This is a genomic window from Natronosalvus halobius, assembly GCF_024138145.1.
In the GTDB taxonomy this organism is placed as follows: domain Archaea; phylum Halobacteriota; class Halobacteria; order Halobacteriales; family Natrialbaceae; genus Natronosalvus; species Natronosalvus halobius.
In genome coordinates this window covers 231402-257380 of the sequence record NZ_CP099997.1, presented here as the reverse complement: position 1 = coordinate 257380, position 25979 = coordinate 231402, and the positions used below count along the sequence as shown (strand labels likewise).

25 protein-coding genes are annotated in these 25979 nt (G+C 63.3%); 7 read left to right on the top strand and 18 right to left on the bottom strand.

Annotated elements, in window-relative coordinates; translation table 11 throughout:
• Positions 1 to 338: 338 nt before the first annotated feature.
• The 6 genes from NGM15_RS01320 to NGM15_RS01295 all read right to left on the bottom strand — a co-directional run bounded on the left by NGM15_RS01320 (position 339) and on the right by NGM15_RS01295 (position 7016).
• Positions 339 to 497, bottom strand: coding sequence for a hypothetical protein (locus NGM15_RS01320; RefSeq protein ID WP_253434257.1), 159 nt, complete (start codon positions 495 to 497; stop codon positions 339 to 341).
• A gap of 100 nt (positions 498 to 597) precedes the next feature.
• Positions 598 to 1896 carry an ABC transporter ATP-binding protein gene (locus tag NGM15_RS01315; protein ID WP_253434254.1) on the bottom strand — a complete coding sequence of 433 codons (1299 nt, stop codon included), beginning with the start codon at positions 1894 to 1896 and terminating at the stop codon, positions 598 to 600.
• Entirely contained in the window at positions 1893 to 3104 is a 1212-nt protein-coding gene (locus NGM15_RS01310; RefSeq protein WP_253434251.1) for an ABC transporter ATP-binding protein, read from the bottom strand. The genes NGM15_RS01315 and NGM15_RS01310 overlap by 4 nt, the downstream gene beginning before the upstream one ends.
• Before the next feature lies 1 nt (position 3105).
• Positions 3106 to 4107, bottom strand: coding sequence for an ABC transporter permease (locus tag NGM15_RS01305; RefSeq protein ID WP_253434248.1), 1002 nt, complete (start codon positions 4105 to 4107; stop codon positions 3106 to 3108).
• Positions 4104 to 5180 carry an ABC transporter permease gene (locus tag NGM15_RS01300; RefSeq protein ID WP_253434245.1) on the bottom strand — a complete coding sequence of 359 codons (1077 nt, stop codon included), beginning with the start codon at positions 5178 to 5180 and terminating at the stop codon, positions 4104 to 4106. The genes NGM15_RS01305 and NGM15_RS01300 overlap by 4 nt, the downstream gene beginning before the upstream one ends.
• Before the next feature lie 168 nt (positions 5181 to 5348).
• Positions 5349 to 7016 carry an ABC transporter substrate-binding protein gene (locus NGM15_RS01295; protein ID WP_253434242.1) on the bottom strand — a complete coding sequence of 556 codons (1668 nt, stop codon included), beginning with the start codon at positions 7014 to 7016 and terminating at the stop codon, positions 5349 to 5351.
• Positions 7017 to 7123: 107 nt separating this feature from the next.
• Between NGM15_RS01295 and NGM15_RS01290 the strand changes: the two genes are divergently transcribed.
• The 3 genes from NGM15_RS01290 to NGM15_RS01280 are packed head-to-tail and all read left to right on the top strand — an operon-like array spanning position 7124 to position 8691.
• On the top strand, positions 7124 to 7759 hold the full coding sequence (locus NGM15_RS01290; RefSeq protein ID WP_253434239.1) for a ribonuclease H family protein: 636 nt from the start codon (positions 7124 to 7126) through the stop codon (positions 7757 to 7759).
• Positions 7760 to 7810: 51 nt separating this feature from the next.
• Positions 7811 to 8263, top strand: coding sequence for a DUF2240 family protein (locus NGM15_RS01285; protein ID WP_253434235.1), 453 nt, complete (start codon positions 7811 to 7813; stop codon positions 8261 to 8263).
• Positions 8264 to 8286: 23 nt separating this feature from the next.
• Positions 8287 to 8691: a DUF7993 family protein gene (locus NGM15_RS01280; protein WP_253434232.1), complete on the top strand. Its 405-nt coding sequence runs from the start codon at positions 8287 to 8289 to the stop codon at positions 8689 to 8691.
• Positions 8692 to 8749: 58 nt separating this feature from the next.
• Here NGM15_RS01280 and NGM15_RS01275 read toward each other — a convergent pair whose 3' ends face one another.
• From NGM15_RS01275 to NGM15_RS01255, 5 genes are all read right to left on the bottom strand, one after another.
• Complete coding sequence (locus NGM15_RS01275; protein WP_253434230.1) at positions 8750 to 9805, bottom strand: Leu/Phe/Val dehydrogenase; 1056 nt, start codon at positions 9803 to 9805, stop codon at positions 8750 to 8752.
• Positions 9806 to 11033: 1228 nt separating this feature from the next.
• Complete coding sequence (locus NGM15_RS01270) at positions 11034 to 11687, bottom strand: HAD family hydrolase (RefSeq protein WP_253434227.1); 654 nt, start codon at positions 11685 to 11687, stop codon at positions 11034 to 11036.
• Between the two features lie 116 nt (positions 11688 to 11803).
• On the bottom strand, positions 11804 to 13078 hold the full coding sequence (locus NGM15_RS01265; RefSeq protein ID WP_253434224.1) for a cation:proton antiporter: 1275 nt from the start codon (positions 13076 to 13078) through the stop codon (positions 11804 to 11806).
• Between the two features lie 33 nt (positions 13079 to 13111).
• On the bottom strand, positions 13112 to 13606 hold the full coding sequence (locus NGM15_RS01260) for a cation:proton antiporter regulatory subunit (RefSeq protein WP_253434222.1): 495 nt from the start codon (positions 13604 to 13606) through the stop codon (positions 13112 to 13114).
• A gap of 148 nt (positions 13607 to 13754) precedes the next feature.
• Positions 13755 to 14420, bottom strand: a complete 666-nt coding sequence (locus NGM15_RS01255; RefSeq protein ID WP_253434220.1) for a DUF8159 domain-containing protein — start codon at positions 14418 to 14420, stop codon at positions 13755 to 13757.
• A 117-nt stretch (positions 14421 to 14537) separates the two neighbouring features.
• Between NGM15_RS01255 and NGM15_RS01250 the strand changes: the two genes are divergently transcribed.
• Positions 14538 to 15797, top strand: coding sequence for a cation:proton antiporter (locus NGM15_RS01250; RefSeq protein WP_253434217.1), 1260 nt, complete (start codon positions 14538 to 14540; stop codon positions 15795 to 15797).
• 58 nt (positions 15798 to 15855) lie between these two features.
• On the opposite strand, the gene NGM15_RS01245 is transcribed toward NGM15_RS01250, so the two are convergent.
• The 5 genes from NGM15_RS01245 to NGM15_RS01225 all read right to left on the bottom strand — a co-directional run bounded on the left by NGM15_RS01245 (position 15856) and on the right by NGM15_RS01225 (position 21338).
• Positions 15856 to 16581 (bottom strand): ABC transporter ATP-binding protein, encoded by a 726-nt coding sequence (locus NGM15_RS01245; protein ID WP_253434215.1) that lies wholly within the window; start codon positions 16579 to 16581, stop codon positions 15856 to 15858.
• The gene (locus tag NGM15_RS01240; RefSeq protein ID WP_253434212.1) at positions 16574 to 17383 is read right to left on the bottom strand and encodes an ABC transporter ATP-binding protein; all 810 of its coding nucleotides are present in this window, start codon (positions 17381 to 17383) and stop codon (positions 16574 to 16576) included. The genes NGM15_RS01245 and NGM15_RS01240 overlap by 8 nt, the downstream gene beginning before the upstream one ends.
• Positions 17383 to 19428, bottom strand: coding sequence for an ABC transporter permease (locus tag NGM15_RS01235; protein ID WP_253434209.1), 2046 nt, complete (start codon positions 19426 to 19428; stop codon positions 17383 to 17385). Before NGM15_RS01235 ends, NGM15_RS01240 begins: the two co-directional genes overlap by 1 nt.
• A gap of 18 nt (positions 19429 to 19446) precedes the next feature.
• On the bottom strand, positions 19447 to 20748 hold the full coding sequence (locus NGM15_RS01230; protein ID WP_425494459.1) for a substrate-binding domain-containing protein: 1302 nt from the start codon (positions 20746 to 20748) through the stop codon (positions 19447 to 19449).
• 128 nt (positions 20749 to 20876) lie between these two features.
• Positions 20877 to 21338, bottom strand: a complete 462-nt coding sequence (locus NGM15_RS01225; RefSeq protein WP_253434203.1) for a MaoC/PaaZ C-terminal domain-containing protein — start codon at positions 21336 to 21338, stop codon at positions 20877 to 20879.
• A 144-nt stretch (positions 21339 to 21482) separates the two neighbouring features.
• Here NGM15_RS01225 and NGM15_RS01220 point away from each other — a divergent pair, with 144 nt between their 5' ends.
• Positions 21483 to 21896, top strand: a complete 414-nt coding sequence (locus tag NGM15_RS01220; RefSeq protein WP_253434201.1) for a universal stress protein — start codon at positions 21483 to 21485, stop codon at positions 21894 to 21896.
• Between the two features lie 199 nt (positions 21897 to 22095).
• The gene (locus tag NGM15_RS01215) at positions 22096 to 22692 is read left to right on the top strand and encodes a GNAT family N-acetyltransferase (RefSeq protein ID WP_253434199.1); all 597 of its coding nucleotides are present in this window, start codon (positions 22096 to 22098) and stop codon (positions 22690 to 22692) included.
• Positions 22693 to 22802: 110 nt separating this feature from the next.
• Here NGM15_RS01215 and NGM15_RS01210 read toward each other — a convergent pair whose 3' ends face one another.
• Both NGM15_RS01210 and NGM15_RS01205 read right to left on the bottom strand, forming a co-directional pair.
• Positions 22803 to 23645: an enoyl-CoA hydratase/isomerase family protein gene (locus NGM15_RS01210; protein ID WP_253434197.1), complete on the bottom strand. Its 843-nt coding sequence runs from the start codon at positions 23643 to 23645 to the stop codon at positions 22803 to 22805.
• Positions 23645 to 24583 carry a 3-hydroxyacyl-CoA dehydrogenase family protein gene (locus NGM15_RS01205; protein WP_253434195.1) on the bottom strand — a complete coding sequence of 313 codons (939 nt, stop codon included), beginning with the start codon at positions 24581 to 24583 and terminating at the stop codon, positions 23645 to 23647. The genes NGM15_RS01210 and NGM15_RS01205 overlap by 1 nt, the downstream gene beginning before the upstream one ends.
• A gap of 185 nt (positions 24584 to 24768) precedes the next feature.
• On the opposite strand from NGM15_RS01205, the gene NGM15_RS01200 reads away from it, so the two are divergent.
• Positions 24769 to 25911 carry a thiolase family protein gene (locus NGM15_RS01200; RefSeq protein ID WP_253434193.1) on the top strand — a complete coding sequence of 381 codons (1143 nt, stop codon included), beginning with the start codon at positions 24769 to 24771 and terminating at the stop codon, positions 25909 to 25911.
• The last annotated feature ends 68 nt before the right edge of the window (positions 25912 to 25979 follow it).

Below are 25979 nucleotides of genomic sequence, written 5' to 3'. Positions count from 1 at the left end.
CGAACACGCTGATAATTTTGATTACGGATGTCGAGTGTACTAGTAACCTCGATTACGAACCCACAATCGTCGTTACTGTCGTCAGAGAACGGTGTAATTGCCGATATCGGCCTCGAGTCGAAAACCGGTGGCTCCTAAACGGTACGAACGCCGATCGGACGACGAGACGGTCGAACTGATCCATTACGAAATGCAGAAAACGGCGAGCATCGGACGGAGTCCGAGCATCCAGGACACCCCCGCGTTCAGTGTGTTTGACGTACTAAAACGGCTTCTCGGGTGGTCTCAGCGGAGCACGGAGCAGAGGCAGAGAGCACAGCACACAGAACACAGATGCGTCAGGAAGGATCGCCGAGTTCTTCAGATTCCCACTGGGACGCAAGCCGCTCGGCCAGTTCGGGCGGTCGGTGTTCGTTCAGCAAGTGATGTTCGAGGCTCTCGCCGGTGTCGATCGATTCTTTACACAGTTCACAGTAGATCGGTGCTTTGCTCGCCATAGCACCGATACGCGAGAAACGCGCAAAAGCATCTCGCACGCAACGAGGCGCTTGGAGGAGTAATCCGCCATTTCCCAGGAAAATCCAGATTCGTCGAACGTCAGCGATCGTCGGCGTAGAGGTGACAGGCGACGGGATGGGCTTCGTTCCCCAACTCCGGATTTTCGAGTTCGCAGATGCTCTCGTAAGCGTCGCGCAACCGCATCGCGGATTCGTCCCAGTTCTCGTGGGCGAGCGGTACCAGCGCTTCCTCGACTATCGCATCGTGTTCCGGCGGCAACGGTGTGTCGAAAACGTGGGCCTTCAGGTCCGCGACGAAGGCGTCCACCTCGGCAGGGTCGACGTCGATTCCCTCGTCGGTCATCTCGGCGTGGTCGCTGACGACTTCGAGACTGATATTCTCCCGTTCGACCAGTTCCCTGAGGGTCATGATCTCCCGGTAGGTGGCTTGCTCGATTGCGACGTCTTCGGGCGGGATCACCTCCGGGCACCGCGTCCGGAACCGACAGCCACTCGGCGGGTCCCGCGGCGAGGGAACGTCACCGGATAGCGTGTTGCGGTCGCGATCGCGCTCGTCGGTCGACGCCCTCGGGACGCTCTCGAGGAGCGCCCGCGTGTAGGGGTGCTTCGGCGTGCTGAAGATCTCCTCGACCGGCCCGATTTCGACGATTTCACCCAGGTACATAACGGCAACCCGGTCACAGATGTGGCGGATGACCGAGAGGTCGTGACTGATGAGCAGGTACGTGAGGCCGAACTCCTCCTGGAGGTCCTCGAGCAGATTGAGGACCTGTGCCTGGACGCTCACGTCGAGTGCGCTGGTCGGTTCGTCGAGGACGACGAACTCAGGTTCGAGGGCGAGTGCCCGCGCGATGCCGATCCGCTGGCGCTGGCCGCCCGAAAACTCGTGTGGATAGCGGTCGATCTGGTCGGCCGACAGGCCGACGCGCTCGAGCAACTCCTGGGCCCGGTCGCGGCGCTCCTCGGCAGTACCGACGTCGTGGACCGCGAGTGGCTGCTGGATCGTCCTTCCGATCGTCATTCGCGGATCGAGGCTCGAGAACGGATCCTGGAAGACGACCTGTGCGTTCCGCCGGAACTCGTTGCGACGGTCACCCTCGAGTTCGAAGACGTTCTCGCCCTCGAACTGGACGACGCCGTCGGTGGGTTCTTGCAGGTGTAACAGCGTCTCTCCCGTCGTCGACTTCCCGCAGCCGGATTCGCCGACGAGACCGAGCGTCTCGCCGCGGTGAACGTCGAAGTCCACGTCGTCGACCGCGCGGACGGCGACGGGCTCCTGACCGAAGAGACGGTCGATGTACGAATCTTGCTCGTAGAAGTACTTGCGGAGCCCCTCGACGCGCACCAGCGGCTGGTCGCTCCCGGTATCGGTACTCATTGCGACTCACCTCCGTCGGTCGTTGCCGTCGCCTCGCGCTCGAGGGCGTCGCTTTCGAGCGCCTGGTTCGGGTCGTACTCCATCTCCGCGAGGTAACACTTCGTCGCGTGGTCTGGACTTCCCTCGGCCGCGTACGCGGGCGGCTTCTTCAGGCACTCCTCCATCGCTTTCGGGCATCGATCAGCGAAGTAACACCGATCGGGCATCTCGTGATCGAGGAGGCTCGGGACGTTTCCGGGGATCGATCGCAACCGGTCGGCGGTTCGCTCGAGGTCGGGAACACTCCCGAGCAGACCCTCCGTGTACGGGTGGACCGACCGGTCGAAGACGTCCTCGAGAGTGCCGCGTTCGACTATCTCCCCGGCGTACATCACGCCGACGCGATCACACATTCGAGCGACGACCCCGAGGTTGTGCGTGATCAGCAGGATGGTCATTCCCGTCTCCTCCTGGAGGTCGTTCAGGAGGTCGAGGATCTGAGCCTGGATCGTCACGTCGAGCGCGGTCGTCGGTTCGTCGGCGATCAGAATGTCCGGTTCGCCGGCGAGCGCCTGGGCGATCATCGCCCGCTGGAGCATGCCGCCGGAGTACTCGTGGGGGTGTTCGTCGGCGCGCTGGGCCGGGTCCGGAATCCCCACGGTCTTGAGCAGTTCGATCGCTTTCGCCCTGCTCTCTTCGCTCACGTAGCGCTTCGAGGGGAGTACCATCGACATGATGTACGAACCCAGGGAGTACTCTGGCCCCCGTGTGCGGGCCTCGCCGGATCGCGGGTTCGGTGTCGCTCGTTGCTGGACCTCGACGGCCTCGGCGATTTGTTCGCCGACGGTTAGACTGGGGTTGAAACTACTCTCGGGGTCCTGAAAGATCATGCTGAATGACGTTCCCCTGAGCGAGCGACGGGCCTCGTCGGGGATCGCCAGCAGGTCGACCATCTCTCCCTCGACGGCTTCCGGATGGGACTCCCGCATCGCGTCGGCCAGCGTTGGATTTCGGTACTCGATCGATCCGCTCGTCACCTCTCCCGGCGATTCGACCAGGTCCATGATCGAAAGCGCTGTCACGCTCTTACCGCTTCCGCTCTCGCCGACGATACCGAAGATTTCGCCGCGTTCGATCGTCAGATCGAAATCGTCGACGGCGTTTACCTGTCCTTCACTGGTGAAAAACTGGGTCGATAGGTTGCTAATGCGAAGAATGTCGTCGCTCATGTTAGGCACCTCGTTCGCTTCCTTCGATGTTCGGGTCGAGCGCATCGCGGAACCAGTCGCCGAGTAAGTTGACCGCGATCACCGTGAGCATGATGCCGACTCCGGGGAACATCGCGATCCACGGACGCGTCCGGAGGAGGTCCTGTCCGCGCTCGATTTCGTACCCCCACGACAGCGTCGTGCCGGAGAATCCGAGGTACGCTAGCGACGCCTCGAGGAGAATCACCACGGCCACCTGAATCGTCGCGAGGACGATGATGGGCGTCAGACTGTTCGGGAGGATGTGCTTGGTGAGGATCGATCTACTCGACATCCCATAGCTCTTGCTCGCCTTGACGTACTCCTGGTTCCGCAGCGACAGGGCCTCCCCGCGGGCGACTCGCGCGAACCAGACCCAGATGACGAGGCCGGCCACGACCGTCACCGTACCAGGAATGGGAATCGATTCGGGCATGCCGTCCGCGAGCCCCGCCATGACGATTGGGTCGGGGACGTAGATCGGTGAGGAGCCAAAGACGCCGACCAGCGCCATCGCGAGGACGAGCGAGGGGAACGCCAACATTGTGTCGGCGACCCGCATCAACCCGTCGTCGACGCGGCCGCCGTAGTAGCCGGCGATGAGCCCGACTGGAACCCCAACTACGATGGCCAGTGCGGTTCCCAGCAGGGCGACCAGCAGCGAAACGCGGGCACCGTAGACGAATCTCGAGAAGACGTCCTGTCCGACGTTGTTGGTGCCCAGGATGTGCTCGCTCGTGGGTTCGACGGCCACGTCACCGATTTCGCCGTCCTGGGCGACCTGCGTCTCGTAGGAATGGCCCAGCGGCGGGTACGGCGAACCGCTCTCAGCGTAGTATCCCGTTCGGGTCGGATCGTGGGTGGCCAGCAACGGCGCGAACATCGCCATCAGAATTATCGCGACCAGGAGAACCAATCCGACTTTGGGCAGGAGACTCTCGACGAACGTCTGTTTGAGATTCGACGTAATTCGATTGGAGATCATTCGTTTTTCACCTGCGGGTTGAGCGACGTGTACAGCGCGTCAACGACGATGTTGATGACGATGAACGAGATGGCGATAAAGAGGATAATTCCCTGCATCAGCGGCCAGTCCCGAATTCGTAGCGCGTCGACCAGACGAAGCCCGAGGCCAGGCCAATTGAAGACGGTTTCGGTGATGACCGACCCGCCGATCAGTGACCCCATCTGAAGACCCAGAACCGTGATGATCGGAATCATCGTGTTGCGAAGGACGTGTTTGTATCGGATCAGCGGGTTCGGCAACCCTTTAGCCTTCGTCGCCGTCACGTACGGCTTCCCGAGTTCGTCGATCATGCCGCTCCGGGTGAGCCGGGTGATGAGCGCGGTAAAGTACGTTCCGAGGGTGATCGCCGGAAGGGTGATGTAGTGCAACCAGGTTCCCATCTCGCTGATCGACTGGTCGAAGACGATCGCCCGAACCGCGTCGGCGAAGCTCACGCCCCGTCTTCCGGTCGGGAACCCGTAGAAGTCGTAGCCGATGTAGGTGGGATACGGGATGTGGACGATTCCGATCGAGAACGTGTCGGTGGCCACGTCCGGGTACGGAATGCCGAACCAGACGCTCATCACGAGGATCAACATCAGCCCGAGCCAGAAGTTCGGCGTGCTGATCCCGAGGAGGGAAAACAGCGTCGCCCCGTAGTCGGAGGGTTCGTTCCGGCGCGTCGCGGAGACGACCCCGAGGGGAATCGCGATGACGATCGCCACGATGGTCGCGGCGACCGTGAGTTCGATCGTCGCCGGAATTCGCTCGATGACCATCGCCGAAACGTCCCTGCTCGATTGCCACGAATAGCCGAGGTCGCCCTGGAGCAATCCCCCGACGTAATCGAGGTACTGGACGTATATAGGGTCGTTGAGCCCCTCTTCCTCCCTAACCCGCTCGACGAGCGCCCGGCTCGCCCCTTCCCCGAGCATCAACGTCGCTGGGTCACCTGGCGAAACGGCCCGAAGCCCAAACAGGACCGTCACCACGCCCCAGATGACGAATACGCCCTGGAGTATCCGCCTGATCAGAAATTTCCTCAGTGCCATCGGAATGTGTCGAAGGTAACCACGAACAGTAATTATACTGTCGGTCCCCGCTCGATTCAGGCGGTTTCGGGGCACGTACACGAACTCGAGCGGTAGCTCCTGGACCGAACATTTCGATGCCTCGAAAAATCGACCGGGTCGTCGAATCGAGTGGGAGCGGTACTCGACTTACCCTTCCATCTCCCAGATGTAGATGGTCTCGTCCTCGCGGGGCTCCCACTGGATGTTGCTGTTCGCCCCGTAGATGCTCTCCTGCGTGTGCAGGAAGACGAACGGTGCCTTCTCACGCGCCAGCGCGTTGACGTCCTGGAGCGCCTGGGTTCGTTCCTCGGGGTCGTCGATCTGCTGGGTCTCGAGGATGGCGTCGCTGAGCTCTTCGTCGTCGAAAGTGCGCGACGGGTTGTCGGGGATCGTGAAGAATCCCTGCACGCCGTAGTCGGTGTCGCCCGTGATGGTCCCCCAGCCAATCATGTAGAAGGGGATGTCGAACTCGCCGGGTTCGACGCCGGCCTGGTTGGCGTCGGAGACGACCGGGAAGTCGACGATTTCAGCCTCACAGCTCACGTTGTCGAGCTGGTCGATCATGTCGGCGACGCGCTCGCCGATCGCGGCGTCGTTGAGGTAGCGGCCCTGCGGGGCGGTGAGCGTGATCTCGACATCGCCGTATCCACTGTCCTCGACGAGGCTCTCGGCGCGGCCGGGGTCGTGCTCGTAGGGTCCGAGTTCGTCGTTGAAGCCGTTGATTCCGGGCGCAACCGGCTGTCCTCGCGGTTCGCCGAAGCCACTCAGGATCTCGTCGACGATCGCTTCGTTGTCGACGGCGTAGTTCATCGCCTGGCGGAACTCCTGGCTGTCGAACGGTTCCACCGTGTTCTTCATCGGGCAGAAGATGTTCCGGAAGCTGGTGACGTTCCGGATGTCGATGCCGTCGGCGTCCTGCACCGTCGTCACGTCCTCGGGAAGGATGTTCATGGTCACGTCGCTCTCGCCGGTCTCGAGGGCGGCGACGCGGCTGCTCGACTCGCCTGAGGCGTTGAACGTGACCCGGCTAAACGGCGGCTGATCGCCCCAGTAGTCGTCGAACGCCTCGACGACGATTTCTTCACCAGAGGTGTACTCGACGACCTCGTACGGGCCGGTCCCGTTGAACGCTTCGGGTTCGGCGCCGGCGATCGCCTCGTTCTCGGCGTCGAAGTTGTCGATCGCCCACTGCTGGTTCATCGCTCGCGCGTAGTTTCCGAACTCGAACTCCGCGAGGCCGGCTGACGCACCGTAGTTGACCGCGACGGTGGTGTCGTCGACGGCTTCAGCGCCTTCGATGGAGCCGAGGCCGTACGTACCGATCGGGCTCTGGACTCCCATCTCGGGATCGACCGTTCGGTTGATCGTCCAGGCGACGTCCTCTGCGGTGAGGTCGTCACCGTTGTGGAAGACGACGTCGTCCCTGAGGTAAATCTCCGTCGTACCGTCGTCCTGTGCTTCCCAGTCCTCGGCGACGCGAGGGAAGATACCCTCGCCGGGTTGGAAGTCGAAGAGCGGCTCGTAAATGTGGTCGTAGACGTTGAAGTAGTCCCCGGTGATGTGATCGAGCGGATCCTGCGTGTCCGGGAACTGCGTCAGCGTCAGCGTGATTTCGTCGATGTCGCCACCGCCGTTACCGTTGCCGTTTCCGTTGCCATTCCCGTTTCCGTTGCCGTTCCCGTTTCCATTCCCGTTACCATCTCCCGGGTCGTCACCGATACAACCGGCGAGCGATGCGAGTCCGAGCGTGGTCGCACCAGCTGTGTATCGGAGAACGTTCCGGCGGTTCGTCGTGAGTTTGTCAGCACCCTGCATACGCATACATGTACAACCATCCTATTTATACATTGTTGGATTCGGTCGACCAGCGCTCGGTGAGAGACGGCCTAGTTGTTAAGTACTTGACTGTCCTACAGCGGCATATGGCCGCTCACGGCCGCCCCGCACTTCGGGATCTGTTCGACGAGTCGCCGACACCGCACATTGCTCATCCGCCATCGACCCATCACCGTGACTTCTACGTCGCCACCGACGGGTCCTTCCGGCGGGCGGGCGGCGGCCTCGGGGCCGTCATCGAAACGCGTGACGGCACGCGCGTCGGTCGGATCGCGACCACCGACGTGCCGCCGGACAACAACGTCGCGGAGTACCGGGCGCTCCACCTCGGTCTCGACATCCTCGCAGCCAGGGCGCCGGTCGACGCCCGCGTCGGCATCCTCGTCGATCACGACGAACTCGCGAGCAACGTCAACGCCGCGATCCTGGCCGCCAGACACCCCGACCGTAAACCGCCACGTCCGTACACCGTTCCGGCGGCGACGACTCACCACTGGCGCGGGATCACCGCCAGACTCAGCCGCTTCGGCGAGGTCCGGGCCGCCCGAATCGACAGCAGCCAGAACCCCGCACACCCCCTCGCGAACGCTCCCGAGGAGTACGCCCACGTCAACAGCGAACTCGATCGCTGCGTACTCCCAGACCCACCCGAGGTGACGTCGACACAGGTCCCGCCACCGTCTCGAGCCAATCGGAATCAGGGGGGACGGGCATCGGACTAGGCGTGAGACGAACCGCCAACGTTATTCACCCCGTCGCGAGAGTCGTTCTCGATGAGCCTTCGCGTCGCGGTCGCCGCCCCTTTCAAACAACACGGAACGAATCGGCTGCGCGAAAACGAGTTCGTCGTCGCGCTGTCGCTCGATCGCGACTGGTTCTCACCCGATCAGTCACAGCGCCTCATCGACGTCGCGACGCAGGAAGGCGTCCTGGAGCGCGACGGTCCCGAACTGGTAGCGACGTTCGATCCCTCGAGCGTAACCATCGACGACGACTTCGTCCCCGGCGACGACCTGCTCAGAGAGCGATCGACGTTCGAGCGCGTCCTGGACGCGCTGGTGGCGTCGGGCGTCGAAAAGCACGAGGCGGTTGGGGCGATCAACTCACTCCAACAGGAGTACGCGATCACGATCGAGGCCGCCGCGGTCGTCTACGCCAGCGGTGAGGGGATCGACGTCGACGAACTCGCCCCCGCCGCCCGGTCGGCGTTGATCGAAGACGGTTAGCCTACCCAGGGACAACGGCGCGTATGGTCGAGGATCGGATCACCGACGGACGGCGGATCGCCGAGTTGCTCGCCTCCGAAATCGACGGGAGGGAAGACGACGAACTCGCGTCACTCGCGGTGACGAACGCCGATCGCGACGTCGAACCGACAGTCGGCGGCGCTCGCGCGTTCGATATTTCGTTCGTAGACGAGGACGGCGACACGCTGGAGCGCCTCGCTCGCGTCTTCGTTCACCCGGATCGCGCCCATATCGAGTTCGGCCAGGGACGAGAAGCGGCCGTCGGCGCCGCCGGGGAGGCCGGTCTGCGGACGCGCCCCAAGGCGACGACGCCGGCGAAGTCGCTCGTCTTTCTCGAGCGCGCCGCGGCGGTCAAACGCGGCGTGGCCGTCATGCAGGCCGCGGCTCGGGACACCGGTGACCGGTGAACTCCGGGACGCAGGAGGGACTCGGTCCAAGAGAGGCCAGGTCGGTCCGGCTCAGGCACTACCTGGACGACGGAGACACCGCCTCGGACCTTGCTGCCTCGATCCGGTCGAGCGCGTACCGATCCGCGGCCTCGAGGACGGTCACGTCCTCGGCGTCGGCGCGCTCGATGAGCGTGCGGGTCCGGTCGCCGATGGCCACCGCGTCGGCGAGCGCCTGTTCTCGCGTGGCGCCGGTGTGTTCAGCCGCGACGGTAATCAGGCCGCCCGCGTTGAGCACGTAATCGGGCGCGTAGAGAATGTCCCGGTCGTGAAGCGCCTGCGCGTGAGCCCGCTCGTCCAGGATGTTGTTCGCCCCTCCGGCGACGATGTCGCACTCGAATTGGGGAATCGTCTCGTCGTTGACGACGCCGCCGATCGCACAGGGAGCGAAGACGTCACAGGGCTGTTCGTAGACGGCCGAAGGGGCGACGGTCTCGAAGCCGTACTCGCGAGCGAGTGCCGCAGTCGCCTCCTCGTCGATGTCGCTCACCGCGACCTCGGCACCGTGCTGGTCGAGGAGTTCGGCGAGACCGCTACCGACTTTTCCGACGCCCTGGACGACGACGGAGAGGCCGTCCACGTCCGGCGTTCCGTAGGTGGCCTCGACGCAGGCCCGCAGCCCCTCGAAGACGCCGCGGGACGTGATCGGCGAGGGGTCTCCGAGTCCCGCGCTGGTTCCGACGACGTGCTCGGATTCGCCCGCGATAATGTCCATGTCCGCGACGCCGGTGTTGACGTCGACGGAGGTGATGTAGTACCCGCCCAGTCGGTCGATCATTCGCCCGTAGGCGGCCATCAGGTCCTCGGTCTTCTCGGTCGGATCGGCGCGGATGACGGCCTTCCCGCCGCCCAGATCGAGGTCGGCGGCAGCCGCCTTGTAGGTCATAGCCCGAGAGAGGCGCATGACGTCTCGCAGAGCGGCGTCGTGGCTCTCGTAAGGGAGCAGGCGAGTGCCCCCGAGGGAGGGGCCGAGCGTCGTATCGTGGATGGCGACGATCGCCTCGAGGCCGGTTTCGTCGTCGACGAAGTGCGTTACCTGTTCGTGGCCGAACGCGGCCATCTTCCCGTGTACCATTGTGCAAGAATTGCACGAATGGAACCATTAAGGTGGCTATTTTCGATTATTCGCGTCCAGTTCCTCGTCGCGGAAAGACGATGCGAACTGTGCCTCGTGAGACCCATCTATGGCGATACATTTCGGTTGTCGTGCGAATTGAGAGTGCGAATGTGGCACTACATCTGGTTCGGTTTACAACAAAACATACTAATCGCGTATCAGATACCTCATAATCGGGTTCTACGTCCGGAAGAGTAGGTATGGTCTCTGTTTCGAGGGCCGATTATGAAGATAGTCTAGGAAGGATTGCACGATGAGGATCTTCCTCGAGAGCATGAGATGTGTCCCAATCGTCGAGTAAGAGGCCTCTCGAGGCGATTAGGGAGCATTCACGTATATTCTGGTGATTGCCGAGACTGATGGGTGAGCGAGGCCCGTTTCGTGATCGGCGCTCGCTGAGCAGATGCAGGACTCGAGTCGTTAAAAGTCCATATCCGGTTCGAGACGTGCTCTCGAGTGTGTTTGCCTTCTCGGAAAGTATCTCAGTCCAATCGGTGGTTCCAGTGCTGTCTAGCACCCTAAAACCGATAGCAGGAAACCGATTATGAACTTTTGAATCGTGTGCTGGATGACCACACGCTCGACTCGAGTGGGTATGTGAAATCCTGCAGAGAAGGCTCTAAACCAGCGAATCCGATTTCGTGAGACTGGCTTAGGGCTCTCTTCGTAGCGTTACACTTCCTGATTTCCGATAACCCGGAAAACGCAAGACAGAAACCGATTATGAACGTTTGAGAGCGTGATTTCTCCTCTTTTTGGGTCACTCTCTTTGTCCCGCTCACGCCTACCTCTGTCCTGAAAAGCCATCTCGAGCGATAACCGCCCACTCCAAGATTTCTTCCTAGGTTCGTTCATAGACCACTTCTACACACATCTTCCGGACAGCTGTCGTGGTTATGATCTCCAAGGTAGTCTGACCAGTACGATCATAGAAGCGCTCATACCTCTGTGAATTCCTCTATTCGTTAGGGAGCATATTCACTGAGACCCCTACCTTCCGCTTTCAGTTTAGCGGTTACTCTGGAATCAAGAGCTGCTACGTCCACCCTTTACTCCATGTCGGGGTGAGCATGCGGTTAGTAGCCCAGAACCGGTATGCGCGATATCACCGTGGAGGTAGTCTCAATGTATCGGTGACGGGCCAGGATCGCTCGCGACTCTAGCGATCACGTGCCGATGCGAGTGGCTACAACGACGCCAGAACCGCTGGCAATTCACTCGCGATGGTGGACTGGTCGACGTGGGCGACCGCCCGCGAGTCGGGTTCGGTGTCCGATCGGAGCACCTGGATCGCCCGCATTCCCGCTCGAGTCGCCCCCTCCACGTCCGCCTCGCGCTCGTCACCGACGTAGACGGCTCGGTCGGGTGCGACCGACAGCTCCTCCAGGATCGCCTCGAACGCCCGCGGGTCGGGCTTGCCGGCCTCGAGTTCGCCGGTGACGAGCGCCGCGTCGAACCGGCTCTCCCAGTCCAGCGTCTCGAGTTTGTCTCGCTGGGCGCGGACGGGACCGTTCGTCAGGAGTCCCACGCGGTAGGTCGACCGGAGGTCCTCGAGCATGGCCTCGACGCCCGCCAGCGGCGTGAGGGCGTCGGCGATGGACTCCCGGTAGGCCGTGGCGACGGCGCCGGGCTCGGCGCTTGTGTCGTGGTCGGCGAGCAGGTCCGCGAAGATTGGCTCGCGGCTCTCGCGCGTGAGGTTGTTCCGATGAGCCTCGAGGTACGCCTCCCTCGAGAGCGGCGGTGCACCGGTCGCGGCCGTCGCCTCGGTGAGCAACGTCTCCCGGTCCCGGTCGGGGACCGCCAGTGTGTAATCTAAATCGAAGACGACTGCCTCGAGCATGGGGGATGGAGGGGGCTCGAGGGGTTTGAAGTTGTCTGTTGTGACCAGACACGGGTCGCAGTGGGCATCGGCTGTGAGTTCACGCCGAACGAAAAATCGACGGCCGAAACGATCGATCAGTCGCCGCTCGAGACCGGCCCACTGCGCGCCTCGAGGCGCGGCACGAGCACCGCTTCGATGCGGTCGGCGTACTGCATGAACGTCGTCCCGAGGATGCTCATGACCAGCACGTAGCCGACGGCGAACGCGTAGATCTGGGTAGCGACGGGTTCGGTGAGCGCCCCGCCGGCGCCCGCCACGGCGATGCTCGCGATGATCAGGGAGAACTCGCCACGGGTCGTCATGCCGAGGCCGACCCGCAGGGATCGACGCTCGTCGAGGTTGTAAATCCGACCACCGAGGTAGCCGCTCAGCAGTTTTGTCGGCGTCGTGACGATCACTGCGACGGCGATTAGCCCGGCGACACCGGCGAACAACTGTGGGTTCGTCTCGAGGCCGATCCAGAAGAAGAAGATGGCGGCGAAGACGTCCCGGACAGGCTCGAGCAACTGTTCGAGATCGTGGACGTGGTCGGTCGCGGAGAACCCCATTCCGACGAAGAAGGCGGCGACGGCCTCGCTAACGCCCAGGGCGAGCGCGGCGCCTGCGATCAGGACGAGGATTCCCAGCGTGCGAAGGATGAGGAACTCGTTGGAGTCCGTCTCGAGGCTTCGCTGGAACCAGGCGGTGCCGAACTGGACGAGCACCAGGAGCGCGATAATGAACCCAAGCGCGATCCCGATCGAGCCGATGGCCTCTTCCACGTCGCCACCGCCCAGGACGAGCGCGGAGACGACCGCGAGGTAGATAGCGATGAAGAGGTCCTCGTAGACGAGCGTTCCGAGCATCGGGTTCGCCTCGTCGTTGGCGATCCAGCCGAGGTCGATCAGGGACTTGGTGATGATCGCACTCGAGGAGATGTAGACGATGCCCGCGACGAGCAGGGCCGCGAGGAGTGACTCGAAGAGCACGAACCCGAGGAGCAGTCCGGCACCGAAGTTGATGGCCAGATCCACGCTCCCGGCTTTCCCGATTCTGTGTTTGGCCGCCAGCAGTCGCTCGAGGTTGAATTCGAGGCCCAGGAAGAACAGCAAGAAGACGATCCCGAGTTCGGCACCCAGGTGGATGAATTCGGCCTGGCCGTCGAGCGCCAGCGCCTCTCCGTGCGGGAGGAGGTCTGTCCCCAGGTGGGCCGGAAGGTCGACCCTACCGAGTACGTACGGGCCCGAAAGCATCCCGGCAACGATGTAAAACGGGATCACCGACTGATCGATGCGCGAGGCGAGCAGGCCGGCGACGGCGGCGACGGCGAAAAGCGCACCGACGTCGACGAGGTGGGTTTCAGCTGCCACTCTCGGACACCTCCAGTGGTGGCTGCACGGGGATCACCCTCCGCCGTCGCCCCCGATCAGTGACTCGAAGTCCCGGCAGTCGTCGCGGTCGCCGACGACGACGAGCGTGTCGTCGGCCGCGAACGTCGTCTCCGGGCCGGGGGCAGCGAGAACCTCCTCGCCTCGCTGGATCGCGACGATCGAGACCCCGGTTCGCTCGCGAATCTGTGCCTCGGCGATTGTCTGGCCGACGAGTTCCGAGGCCGGGTCCAGGTTGTACCACTCGATGAACGTCTCACCGGTGAGCATGGTCTCCACACGCTCGGATTGTACCGGCTGGAAGTACGCGCCCTCGAGGATCGTTCCTACCTTGCGGGCGAGCCGGTCGGGCAATTCGAACACCTTCTCGCTGTCGGCCCCCTCCTTCTCTTTTCGGTAGATCTCCCGTTTACCCGTGTTGTGGGTGACGATGACGAGGCGCTCCCCGCCCTCGAGTTCCACCTCGTGCTTCTTGCCGACGCCGGGAAGGTCGCTCTCGTAGATGGTCATACCCTGAAGACGGGAAGGGAACGTAATAAACGCGGCGGGAATCGCCAGGCCAGCGGCGACGGAAGCCTGGGGACGGACTACGGACACCGATTCGACCGTCGTACTGGACGAGGCTACCGAGACGACCGGCGTGGGTTACTCGATCACGCTACTCCTCCGGCGAGACGCCGACGAACGGCGGGTGGCGCCGTGAGTTGATCGTGGTGGCCACCAGTTCGCCGTACTCGGCGGCCGTCAGGTTGCCAGTCACGTAGCGTTCGGCCCACGCGCTCTCGACCGTCGCCGAGCCGTATGATTCGGGCGCGTCGTCGAGAATCGTGATCGCGAGGGCGACGGCGTCGTAGCCGGCGTCGATCAGGGCCGCGTAGGCTCCAGCGATCGGACCGAGTTCGTGAATCGTTCCCGTTTCGTACCGCTCCCGGTTGACGTACTCGAGGGTCAGCACGTCCCGCTCGCGCTCGAGTGACTCGACCTCGAGCTCTTCGGCCTCGAGCGTCTCTGCGAACGCGTCCTCGTCGGTGATTTCGTCGTCTACCGACTCGATTCCCGCCGCGAACACGTCCGTCCGTTTCGTTATCGGCAGGTCGGGAACGAGTTCGGCGATCGGCCAGGACGTATTCGGTGGGAGTTCCTCGCCTACGTCCTGGGTACAGCCCGCGAGCGACGCGGAAACGCCGACGGCGAGGATGCCGAGGGCGGTGCGTCTCGAGATTCGATCCGGCGTGTTCGACTCTGACTCGCTCGACTTCGACTCAATCCGCCTCGACGCACTCGACTCCGACGCAATTCGCCCCGATTCACTCGACTTCGACACACTCGACGCCCCTCCGAACCGTCGGTCCATAGGGAACGAACGACGACCACGACAAACGACCCTCTGCCTGCAACTGACGGGTTCGGTCTTATCTGATCGTTGATGGATAGTACTGCTGTGGTACTCGAGTTGTACGACATCGGCTTCGTCGTCGTCGGTGTGACGCTGTTCGGCATCGCCGTGCTCCCCCGATACGTCGCCGACAGAGCGATTTCTCTGCCCATATTCTTCGTGGTCCTAGGATTTCTCACGTTCGGATTACCGTTCGGGCTCCCTGCCCCCGATCCGCTCGAGCAGGGCCACGTCGTCGAACGGCTAGCGGAGTTCGGGGTCATCATCGCGCTGATGGGCGTCGGACTGAAACTCGACCGGGCACCAGGACTGCGTGCCTGGTCGTCGACCTGGCGATTGCTGCTGATCGCAATGCCGTTATCGATCGCCGGTGCGGCGTTGGTCGGCTGGTGGCTGGTCGGCCTCGTCGTCCCGACGGCGATTCTCCTCGGGGCGTGTATCGCTCCGACCGATCCCGTGCTCGCCTCCGAAGTCCAGGTTGAGGACCCCGGAGACGGATCCGAAGAGGACGTGATCGGCGAGGGGGAGTACGATGACGAGGTCCGGTTCGCGCTTTCCTCCGAGGCCGGACTCAACGACGGCTTCGCCTTTCCATTCACCAATCTCGCCGTCGCCATGGCCCTCGTCGGCATCGCCCCGGGTAACTGGATGGGAGAGTGGCTGCTGGTCGATGTCGGCTACCGGGTCGTCGTCGGGACTCTCGCCGGCGTCATCCTCGGCTGGATCAGCGCCAGGCTCATCTTCGGCACCGAACCGAACACGCAGATCGCCAGGTCCGTCCAGGGGCTCGAGGCCGTCGCCGGGACGCTCCTCATCTACGGGATCACCGAACTCGTCGGCGGGTACGGCTTCATCGCGGTATTCGTCGCCGCGGTGACGATCCGCAGTTCCGAACGGTCTCACGAGTACAACGACGCGCTCCACGAAATCAGCGAACTCGCCGAACAGGTCTCTATGGGAGTCATCATGGTCTTCTTCGGCGGCGCGATCGCCGGTGGCCTGCTCGCGCCGCTGACGCTCGAGGCGGTGATCGCTGCCGTTGCCATCGTCTTCCTCGTGCGTCCGCTGGCCGGCCTCGTCGGCTTCCTCGGCTCGAGTACGGGGTGGGCCGATCGCGGCGCCATCGCGTTCTTCGGCATCCGCGGGATCGGTTCGTTCTACTACCTCGCTCACGGCCTCAACGAGGCCGCCTTCTCCGACGCCGATCTGCTCTGGGCGCTCGTTGGGGCCGTCGTCCTCATCTCGATCGTCCTCCACGGAATCACGGCGAACCCCATCATGCGAATGGTGACGGACTCGTCGTGAGCGGTAGCAAGCGCATCGGCCAACGGCGGCTCGAGCGAAAACCCGCAAAAGAAAACGATCAGGCCGTGACGCCGAGGAACCGATCGAGTACCTCCTCGTCAGCCTCGAGTTCCGCCGACGTTCCCTCCCAGACGATCTCGCCTTGGTTGATGACGTAGTTCCGGTCCGCAAGGGCAAGGCCGACGTGGACGTTCTGTTCGATCAGAAGGACCGTGATTCCCCGCTCGTTGAGGTCCTCGATGATGTCCATGACGTCCTGGACGATGTACGGGGCGAGCCCCTCGGTCGGCTCGTCGAGCAAGATGAGGTCGGCCCCCGCGACGAGCGCCCGGGCGATGGCGAGCATCTGCTGTTCGCCGCCCGAGAGCGACGACCCGGCGTTCCCCTCCCGCTCGGCGAGGTTCTCGAACGTCTCGAGCGCCTCGTCGACCGAGAGCGAGTCGACGTCGTCAGCCCCGCCGTAGGCAGCCAGTTCGAGGTTCTCGCGGACGGTCAACTCAGGGAATATCTGGCGCTCCTCGGGGACGAGCGAGAGTCCCCGCTTGGCGGTCGCGGTCGCGTCGAGATGCGAGATGTCCTCGCCGCGGTAGGCGATCGTTCCCGACGTGGGCGTAACGATCCCCATGATCGACCGAAGGGTGGTCGTCTTGCCGGCCCCGTTGCGCCCGATCAGCGAGACGATTTCTCCCTCCTCGATCGCGAGCGACAGGTCGTGCAGGACCCGCGTTTCGCCGTAGCCCGCGTCGACGTCCTCGAGTTCGAGGAGCGGGACGCGATCACTCATCGAGCGTCCCTCCGAGGTAGGCGTCCTGGACGGCCTGGTTGCTGGAGATCTGATCCGGCGTTCCCTCCGCGAGGAGTTCACCGCGATTCAACACGCTGATTCGGTCGGAAAGTTCCATGACGAGTTCGATGTCGTGTTCGATTAGCAGTAATGTCTGGTCGACTAGAACGTTCTGGATCAATTCGATCGTCTCTCGCGTCTCCTCGACGCTCATGCCGGCGGTCGGTTCGTCGAGCAAGACCAGTTCGGGATCGGTCGCCAGGACGACGCCGATTTCGAGGCGGCGGCGATCGCCGTACGCCAGCGCGTTGGCGGTGACGTCCGCGACCGACTCGAGGCCGACTCGCTCCAGGATGCGCTCGGTTTCGGCGGTGATCCCGTCGTAGCGGTCGGTCGGTCTAAACAGCGACTCGAGCAGCCCAATTTCCTCTCGGTTGACCGACTGGACTGCCAGTCTGACGTTTTCTCGAACAGATAATCCGCCAAATATATTCGATATCTGGAAGGACCGACCAATGCCGCGGCGAACGCGTTCGGCCGGCGAGAGCGACGTAATGGCAGTCGGCTCCTCGTCGTCGCGTCCGGCGAAGTAGATTTCCCCCTCCGTGACCGGGAGCGCCCCGGAGATGAGGTTGAACAGGGTCGTCTTGCCGGCCCCGTTCGGACCGATCAGGCTCCGGAACTCGCCGCGCTCGAGTTCGAGCTCGACGTGGTCTGTTGCCGTGAACTCGCCGAATCGCTTGACGAGACCCTCCGTGCGGAGGATGGGATCTGCGTTGGTCGGGAGCGGTTCGGTCGCCATCAGTCGTCACCTCCTGGTGCCGTATCGTCTGGGGTCGGTTTCGACCCGGGTCCACCCGAGAGGAACGGTCGGAGTTGTCCTGGAAGCGAGACCAGCCCTCGCGGGAGGAAGATGACGAACAGAATGAAGATGACACCGAGTACCAGTCGCCAGTAGCCGGTGAACTCGGTCAGTTCGTTCTCCAGGCCGAAAAAGACGAACGAGCCCAGAATTGGCCCATACAACGTCCCCATGCCCCCGAGGACGACCATAACGATAACCTCGCCCGATTTGATCCACTCGGCGGCCGAGGGGGTAACGAGTCCCGTGTTGAGCGCTGACAGGCTGCCGGCGAGTCCGGCAACCGCCCCGCTGATGACGAACGCGCGGCGCTTGTAGACGGTCGTGTCGTAGCCGAGGAACGTCGCCCGCTGTTCGTTCTCACGGATTGCCTTCATGACCGCGCCGAACGGTGAGTTGAGAATTCGTCGGGCGAAGAAGAACGAAGCGACGAGAGCGGTCAGGACGACGTAGTAGAACAGGGCTGAACCACCGAGGACGACCGGACCGAGGACGACCTCGATTTCGTTGAGTTCGATGCCGATGCCTCCGATACCGTAGTACGCGCCGAAGCCAAAGAGCCCGTCCGAACCGCCGGTAAACGGCCGCTCCTCGATGAGACCGAAGAGCGAAATCGTATCCAGCGAATAGATCGCGTTGTAGAACAATTCCGCGAACGCGAGCGTAATCATCGCGAAGTAGACGCCGGCGACCCGAATCGAGAGAAACCCGACGATCCACGCGGCCACCGCAGAGAGCGCGATAGCCAGCGCGATCGCGACGAACGCTGACTCGCTCACGTTGATCAGCGTGATCGCGGCCGTGTACGCGCCGAGCCCCCAGAAGAGGACATGGCCGAGCGAAACGAGGCCGGTGTACCCCATGACGAAATCGAGCGACAGCGCGAACAGTCCCCAGAGGAGCATCCGGACCACGAGCGTTACCACGAAGCCGGAGTAAAGCCAGCCGCTCCCGAACGGGACCAGCACCAGCAATACCACCATAACGAGCCCGAGTTTTAGCCGCGTGTCCTGGTCGAGATAGCTGCCGTCGGTTCCGGCCAGTAACGTCCCGCTTTCGTCCTCCGGAGCTTCGGTTCCGAACAGCCCCTGCGGGCGAACCAGCAAGATCCCGATCATCAGTAGGAAGATCACGGTCCCCTCGAGCGCGGGGACGTTGGGTCGAATAATCGTCTCCTGGAGAACCCCTACAAGGAGCCCGCCGACGACCGCACCCTTGAAACTCCCGAGACCGCCGAGGACGACGATGACGAACGCTGGGATGATGAACGACATTCCCATGCTGGGGCTCACCTGTTGGGTTCCGCCCACGATGATCCCTGCGATCGCCGCGAGGGCGGCGCCAGCGCCGAACACCAGCGAGTAGTATCGGTCGATATCGATGCCCAGATTCCGGACCATCTGGCGGTCCTGTGACCCGGCGCGAATAATGAGCCCGTACCGCGTGTGTTCGAGCGCCGCCCAGACGGCGAGGGCGACGAGAGACCCGAAGACGATGATGAACAGGTTGTACGAGCTAAAACTAAACCCGAACAGTTCGAAGGTACCACGGATGATCCCAGGGCGATTGAACGAGCGGTTTCCCGTCCCCCACACCAGATAGATCAGGTCGTTGATGACGAGCACCAGTCCGAACGTGAGCAAGATGTGATAGAGGGGATTTCGACCGTACAGCGGTCGAACGGTGAATCGCTCGATTGCCACGCCGACGACCCCGACGAGAAGCGGTGCAATCAGTAGGGCGGCGAAGAACGCGTAACCGCCACCGAGGGGTGCGATTAACGCGAGGGCGAAGTACGCGCCGAGCGTAAAGAGTTCGCCGTGGGCGAAGTTGATGACGTGCATGACCCCGAAGATCACGGAAAGCCCGGCCGCTAGCAAGACGTAAATGAGGCCGGCCGTGAGCCCGTCAAGCAGTCCCTGTACCGAGACGAAAGAAACGGCTCCGGTCGTGACCCCCTCCAGAAGGACGTGTAAAGATATCATTCAACTAGTGCTCTCCGATCAGAGTGAACAACCCGTCGATTCACAGTCGGGGGCGGCTTCCTCGCCGTCGAGTTCCCACCCCTCGAGGAGGTTCACGTCCGCGATGTCCCCTTCCTCAGGTTCGACGCACTCGGCCATCCAGACCGGGTTCGTCGCCTGGTGATCGCACTCCCGGAACTCGACGGGGCCGAAAATCGTCTCGTGTTCCAGGCCGGGCAGGGTGTCCCTGACGTCGGCAGGGTCCGTCGAGTCGGCTTCTCGAATACCGTTCGCGACCATCCGGATGGATTCGTAGCCGACTCGCGAGAAGTTGTCAGGGAGGTCGCCGTCGTAGGCGTCCTGGTAGTCGCTGACGAACGTCTGGTTGTCGCCGGTTTCGATCGTCGGAACGTACCGGGTTCCGCTATAGATGCCGTACGCACCCTCGCCCGCACCTGACATCACGGCCCGGAACGATCCGGTCGTCGTCACGATCGGTATTTCGTCGTGCAGTCCCCGGTCTTTCGCCTGTGTGAGGAACGTCGCCAGGTCCGCGCCGGTCATCCCAACGACGAGCGCGTCGGCCTCGTCGCTGGCGTCCGAGATTTGCGTGATGAACGAGGCGAAGTCCGTCGACCCGGGGTCCGAGCGGGTGATGCCGACTTCCTCGTACCCATCGCTGAGGTTCTCCATCCGCGTGCCGATCTCGTTGTGGACGGAGTCGCCGTAGGCGTAATCGGCGATATGGTAGAACAACTGGTCACCCATCTCCTCGGCCATCCACCGCGACATGACCTCCGCAATCTGGGCAGTGCTCGTCTCGAACCGGAACACCCACTCGTTGCAGTTCTCCCCGGTGATCGAGACGTCGGCAGCTCCCGGCGTGTACAGCACCTCGTTGTTCTGAGCGAAATCGTTTATCGCCAGCGCGACCGAACTCGAGATGCACCCGGTGAAGAACTCCGCGCCCTGCGATTGGACGGCGTTGTTTGCCTCCTGGATAGCGGACTCGGAATCGAGCTGGGTGTCGTAATCCTCGTACTCGAATTCGAACTCGTACTCGTCGCTCTCGTTTATCTGTTCGATGGCGAGTTCGGTTCCTCGGTGGCGTTCTTCGGCCAGCGCGCTAAACGGTCCCGTGAACGGCTCGAGGACGGCGAGCGGAACGGTTCCGCTTGCGCCGCCGTTGCCGTTACCATTGCCGTTGCCGTTCCCGTCGCCATTGCCGTCACCTGACGATTGAATACACCCGGCGAGTCCGGTTAGTCCGGCCGCCCCGCCGACGACTGCACCCCTGAGAAATTGCCGTCTGTTCCCCTGTCTCATGGTATCTCGAGTCACAAGTCCATCTATCGTGGATGCTGTATAAATATTCACCCGTAGATGGACGGGTTATATATACTCTGTAACTATTCGATTGACAGAAAATCGACCGAAGACGAACAGTTCACCCAAAACGAGGTAGGATATTACTCCTGGCGCTTGATGAGGAACTTCATGTCACCCTCGAAGACCACATCCTCTTCCTGGTTCGTCATGGTGGTATCGATCGTCACCAGGCCAGCGTCGTCCTTGCTCGAGAGTTCGCGCTTCTCGGTGACCTCCATGTCGAGTTCGATGGTGTCGTCCATGTAGACCGGGTTGGGGATGTTCATGTAGTTCATCCCGAGGAAGGCGTAGACCGTCCGCTCGACGATGCCACAGCGGTAGACGAACCCGGTTGCCAGCGAGAACGTCATCGGACCGTGAGCGACCCGCCCGTCGAAGTGACCCTCCTCGGCGAAGTGTTTGTTCGTGTGGAGTTCGGTCCAGTCGCCGGTGAACATCGAGTGGAGGACGAAGTCGGACTCGGTCACGGTTCGGCCGACGCTCTCGAAGGTCTGCCCCTCTTCGAAGTCTTCGAAGTAGTGTGGCTCGTAGCTGTATGCCATGATATGTCTGTTCAAATAGAGCGGATAAATAGATTTTCCTCCCGTCATATGTCCCGACCGACGCCACCTCGATCAGAGCAACCAAATCTCCTCGAGGCGCCTCGCACCCGAGAGATTATGACGATTCCGCCACAATCGATGTGCATGTACCGGATACTGGTCGGTCTGGACACGAACGTCGAACGAGCACAGACACAGGCCCGAATGATCGCCTCGCTCCCCGCAGCGAGTACGGACGTGACCGCAATCTTGACCCACGTCTTCCAGGACAACCCAGAAGGGGCGTCGATTCAGCAACTCGATTCCGTCCGACGGGCCATCGACGTCCTCGAGGACCACGACGTCGAGTACGAGTACTACGAGACGAGCGGGGAACCGGCGAGCGAACTCATCGAGGCGGCGGCCGAACTCGAGGCCGACATGATCTGTCTCTCCGGTCGCAAGCGGACGCCCACCGGGAAGGTGCTCTTCGGGAGTGTCACCCAGGCGGTCATCCTCAGCAGCGAGCGACCGGTGACGACCGTTTCGCCGTCATCCTCAGCAGAGAACGATCGCTGACGACCGTTTCACCGTCAGCCGCACAAGCAAGCGACCGATGACGACCCTTTCGGCGGAGTGAGCGCAGGGCCAGGGCTCGCCGTACGTTCCAGGGATCCACTCGAGGCGGTGTTTGCCTCTCGAGAGAATATAAACCACCCACGCATGTTCGGGACGAACGTGATGGTACTAGCACTCGTAGCTACTGGTGAGAACGATAATGTCGATCGATACCTGCGCCGCCTGGAACCCGTCATCGTGTGAGGGAACCGCCGGCTGTCCGCCCCGGTGCCCGCGCTTCATCGACAAGCACGGGCGGGCACTGCTCGTCGAACCCGCGAGCGACCGCCATCGCGAGGGCCTCCGATCCATGTACGCGGACTACCCCGACGCACATCGGTCGATGGGACTGCCGCCGATCCGTCTCGAGCGAATCGACGCCTGGCTCGACGCCTTGTTCGAGACGGGCACCAATCTCGTCGCTCGAGACGGGACGCGCATCGTCGGTCACGCGGCCTACGCGCCGACATCGAACGCGGAACCGGAGTTCGTGATCTTCGTCGACCCCGACTACCACGACGGGGGCGTCGGGAGCGAACTCTGCCGGCACACGATCGCCACGGCCGCCGAGAACGGCCACGAGGCACTCACGCTCGACGTAGACGCGACCAACGAGCGAGCCGTACACGTCTACCGGAAACTGGGATTCCGGATCACCGGTCGGAGCGGCGGCGACCTGGCCATGCGCCTCTCGTTCGACGAACCCATCGTCGACGCCGTTCGACTGCCGCCGGCCGAGCGGGAGATGCCCGCCTGAACGGCGCTCGAGGGTCGGTTGGCGACGCGTCGAAAACTGCGGCGGCATGTAGCCAAATATCGGTTACATAGATACGAGGAGAAAGCCCACGACTTCAGTCGTGGGAGTAGTCACTCGCCCGTCCACTCCGGCTCTCGATCCTCGAAGAACGCGTCGATTCCCTCGTTCTTGTCCGCGGTTCCGAACAACTGAGCGAACAGTTCGGCCTCGTACTCGATGCCCTGCTCGAGGTCGGTCCGCGAGGCTGCCTTGACGGCGGTCTTGGCCAGTTCGAGGGCGACGGGACTCTGCTCGGCCATCGATTCGGCGAGCCCGTAGACCTCCTCGTCCAGTTCCTCGGCGTCTCCACAGACGATATCGACGAGACCAATCTCGCGCGCCTCCGCGGCGTCGATCAGGTCCCCCGAGAGGATCAGGCGCATCGCCTGGCCCTCCCCGACCAGGCGGGGGAGACGCTGGGTGCCGCCGCCGCCGGGCATGATCCCGAGGTTGATCTCCGGCTGGCCAATCTTCGCCCGCTTGTGGGCGATGCGCACGTCACAGGCCTGCGCGAGTTCACAACCACCGCCCAGCGCGTGGCCGTTGAGCCGTCCGATCACCGGCTGGGGCAGATCGTCGATGACCTCGTAGACGCGGGGGCGCTTCGAGATCTCTCGCTGCTCGAGGGCGCTCCGGTCGCGGAACTCGCCGACGTCGGCGCCGGCAACGAAGGCTTTGGCCTCGTCGGCACCCGTGAGCACGACGACGCGGACGTCGCTCTCGGCGACGGCGGCCGCGATATCCTTCAACTCGCGCCGAACCTGCGCGTTAAGCGCGTTTCGGGCGTCCGGACGGTCGATCGTGACCGTCGCGACGCCGGGCACGCGGTCGCCAACGCTCGCGTGGACCAGATCGCAATCCTCGGCTGCGGCGTCGATGTCCTCGGCGCCGTCGACGGGGTCGTCGGGGAGCATCAGTTCGAGCCTCCGCGGTCGTCATCGTCTTCACCGTCGTCCCCATCTTCACCGTCGTCACCCTCGTACTCGCCGCTGACCCCCACGACCTCACCGTCCTCCCAGACGTAGAACCCCTCGCCGGTCTTCTTGCCCAACTTGCCGGCGCGCACCTTCCGCTTGAGCGCCTGCGGCGGCCTGAACCGCTCGCCGAGTTCCTCGCGCAGGTACTCGAGGATGTCCAGGCGAACGTCGAGGCCGACCACGTCGCCGAGTTCGATCGGGCCCATCGGGTGGTTGTAGCCGAGTTCCATCGCGGCGTCGACGTCCCGCGGGTCGGCGACCCCTTCCTGGACCATCCGGATCGCCTCGACGCCGAGGGCGACGCCGAGTCTCGAGGAGGCGAACCCGGGCGAGTCGGTCACTTCGACCGGCGTCTTGCCGATGTCCTCGACGAACTCGTGGGCGAATTCGACGGTGTCGTCGTCGGTCTGTTCGGCCACGACGATCTCGACCAGCCCCATGATGTGGACCGGATTGAAGAAGTGCAGGCCGATCACCCGTCCGTCGCGCTCGGCCGCGCTCGCGATTTTCGTGATCGACAGCGACGAGGTGTTCGTCGCGACGACGGTATCGTCGCCGACGAGCGCCTCCACGTCCTCGAGCGTCCCCGTCTTGAGGTCGATGTCCTCCGGAACGGCCTCGATCACGAGGTCCGTGCCCTCGACGGCTTCCGCGAGGTCCGTCGTTCCCGAGAGGCGCTCGAGCGCGGCGTCGGCCTCCTCGCGGGTGACCTTGTCGCGTTCGATGCCGCCCTCGAGGTTGGCCTCGATAGACTCGAGGCCGTTCTCGACGTATTCGGTTTCGATGTCTCGCACGGTCACGTCGTGGCCCGCCATGGCCGTCACCTGGGCGATGCCGTGGCCCATGGTTCCGGCGCCGAGTACTGCGACTCGCATACCTCGGGGTTTTCGGGGCTGTGTGAAAGCCGTTTCCGTTCGGGCGATACGTTCGGCGTGGCGAACGATCCGGCACACCGAGTCGTTCACCGCCCCGGATCGTTGGCCGCCGCCCAGTCCGCCAGGACCGGCGACCACTGCAGGGAGCCAAACGCTTAACCCCCGACCGTCCGACCACCTTCGTGATGACAGACGCCGACGCCGAGGCCGTTATCGTCGACGCCGTACGGACGCCACAGGGACGCAAGGACGGTGGACTCGCCGAGACCTACCCCGAGGACCTCGTCGTAACCGTCCTGGAGGCGCTGGTCGAACGCACGGGGGTCCCCGCCGAGGAGTGGGACGACTTCCGACTCGGCTGTGCCAACCAGGAGAACGAACAGGGGCGGAACCTGGCCCGCCAGTCGCTGCTCGCCGGCGGCTTTCCGGAAACCGTGCCGGGAGCGACGACGACCCGACTCTGTGGCTCCTCGCTGACGACGCTCGTCGACGCCGTGCGAGCCGTCGAAACGGGCGACGGTGACGTCTACCCCGTCGCTGGCGTCGAGCACATGAGTCGGGTCCCGTTCTCGAGCTGGCTCCACCCCGGCATCGAGGAGCGCTACGATGCCGACGACCTGCCGATGGGCGCAACCGCCGAACGAGTCGCCAGACGGTACGACATTTCGCGGGATGTCCAGGACGCGTTCGCGCTTCGGTCACACGAACGTGCCCTCGAGGCGTGGGACGAAGGGCGGTTCGACGACGAGGTCGTCCCAGTCGATACGTCCGAGGGAATAGTGGAGACAGACGAGGGCCCCCGCCCCGACACCGACCTCGAGACCCTCGCCGGCCTCCCCACGGTCTTCGCGGACGACGACGCGGCCACCGTGACGCCCGGCAACGCCTCGCCGCTGACCGACGGCGCCGCGGGACTGCTCGTCACGAGTCGCCAGTACGCCGAGGAGCGAGGGCTCGAGATCCTGGCAAGCGTCGGAGCCCGCGGCGTCGCCGGCGTCGATCCGACCGTGATGGGGACTGGACCGGTTCCCGCGACTACCCAGGCGCTCGAGGCCGCCGACCTCTCGGTTTCTGATCTGGACCTCGTGGAACTCAACGAGGCCTTTGCCTCCCAGAGTCTCTACTGCGCCGACGAACTCGGGTTCGATGAGGACAAACTGAACGTCAACGGCGGTGCCATCGCGCTCGGCCACCCGCTGGGCTGTTCCGGCGCGCGAATTACGACGACCCTGCTTCACGAACTCGCTCGCCGCGACGGCCGCTACGGCCTCGCGACGATGTGCGTCGGGTTTGGACAGGGGGTCGCCGTCGTCTTCGATCGGGAGTGAGCCGGCTCGAGCGCTTTGGTGTCGAAACGAAAATCGAGGATCAAGATTCGAGGATCAAGGTTCGAGGA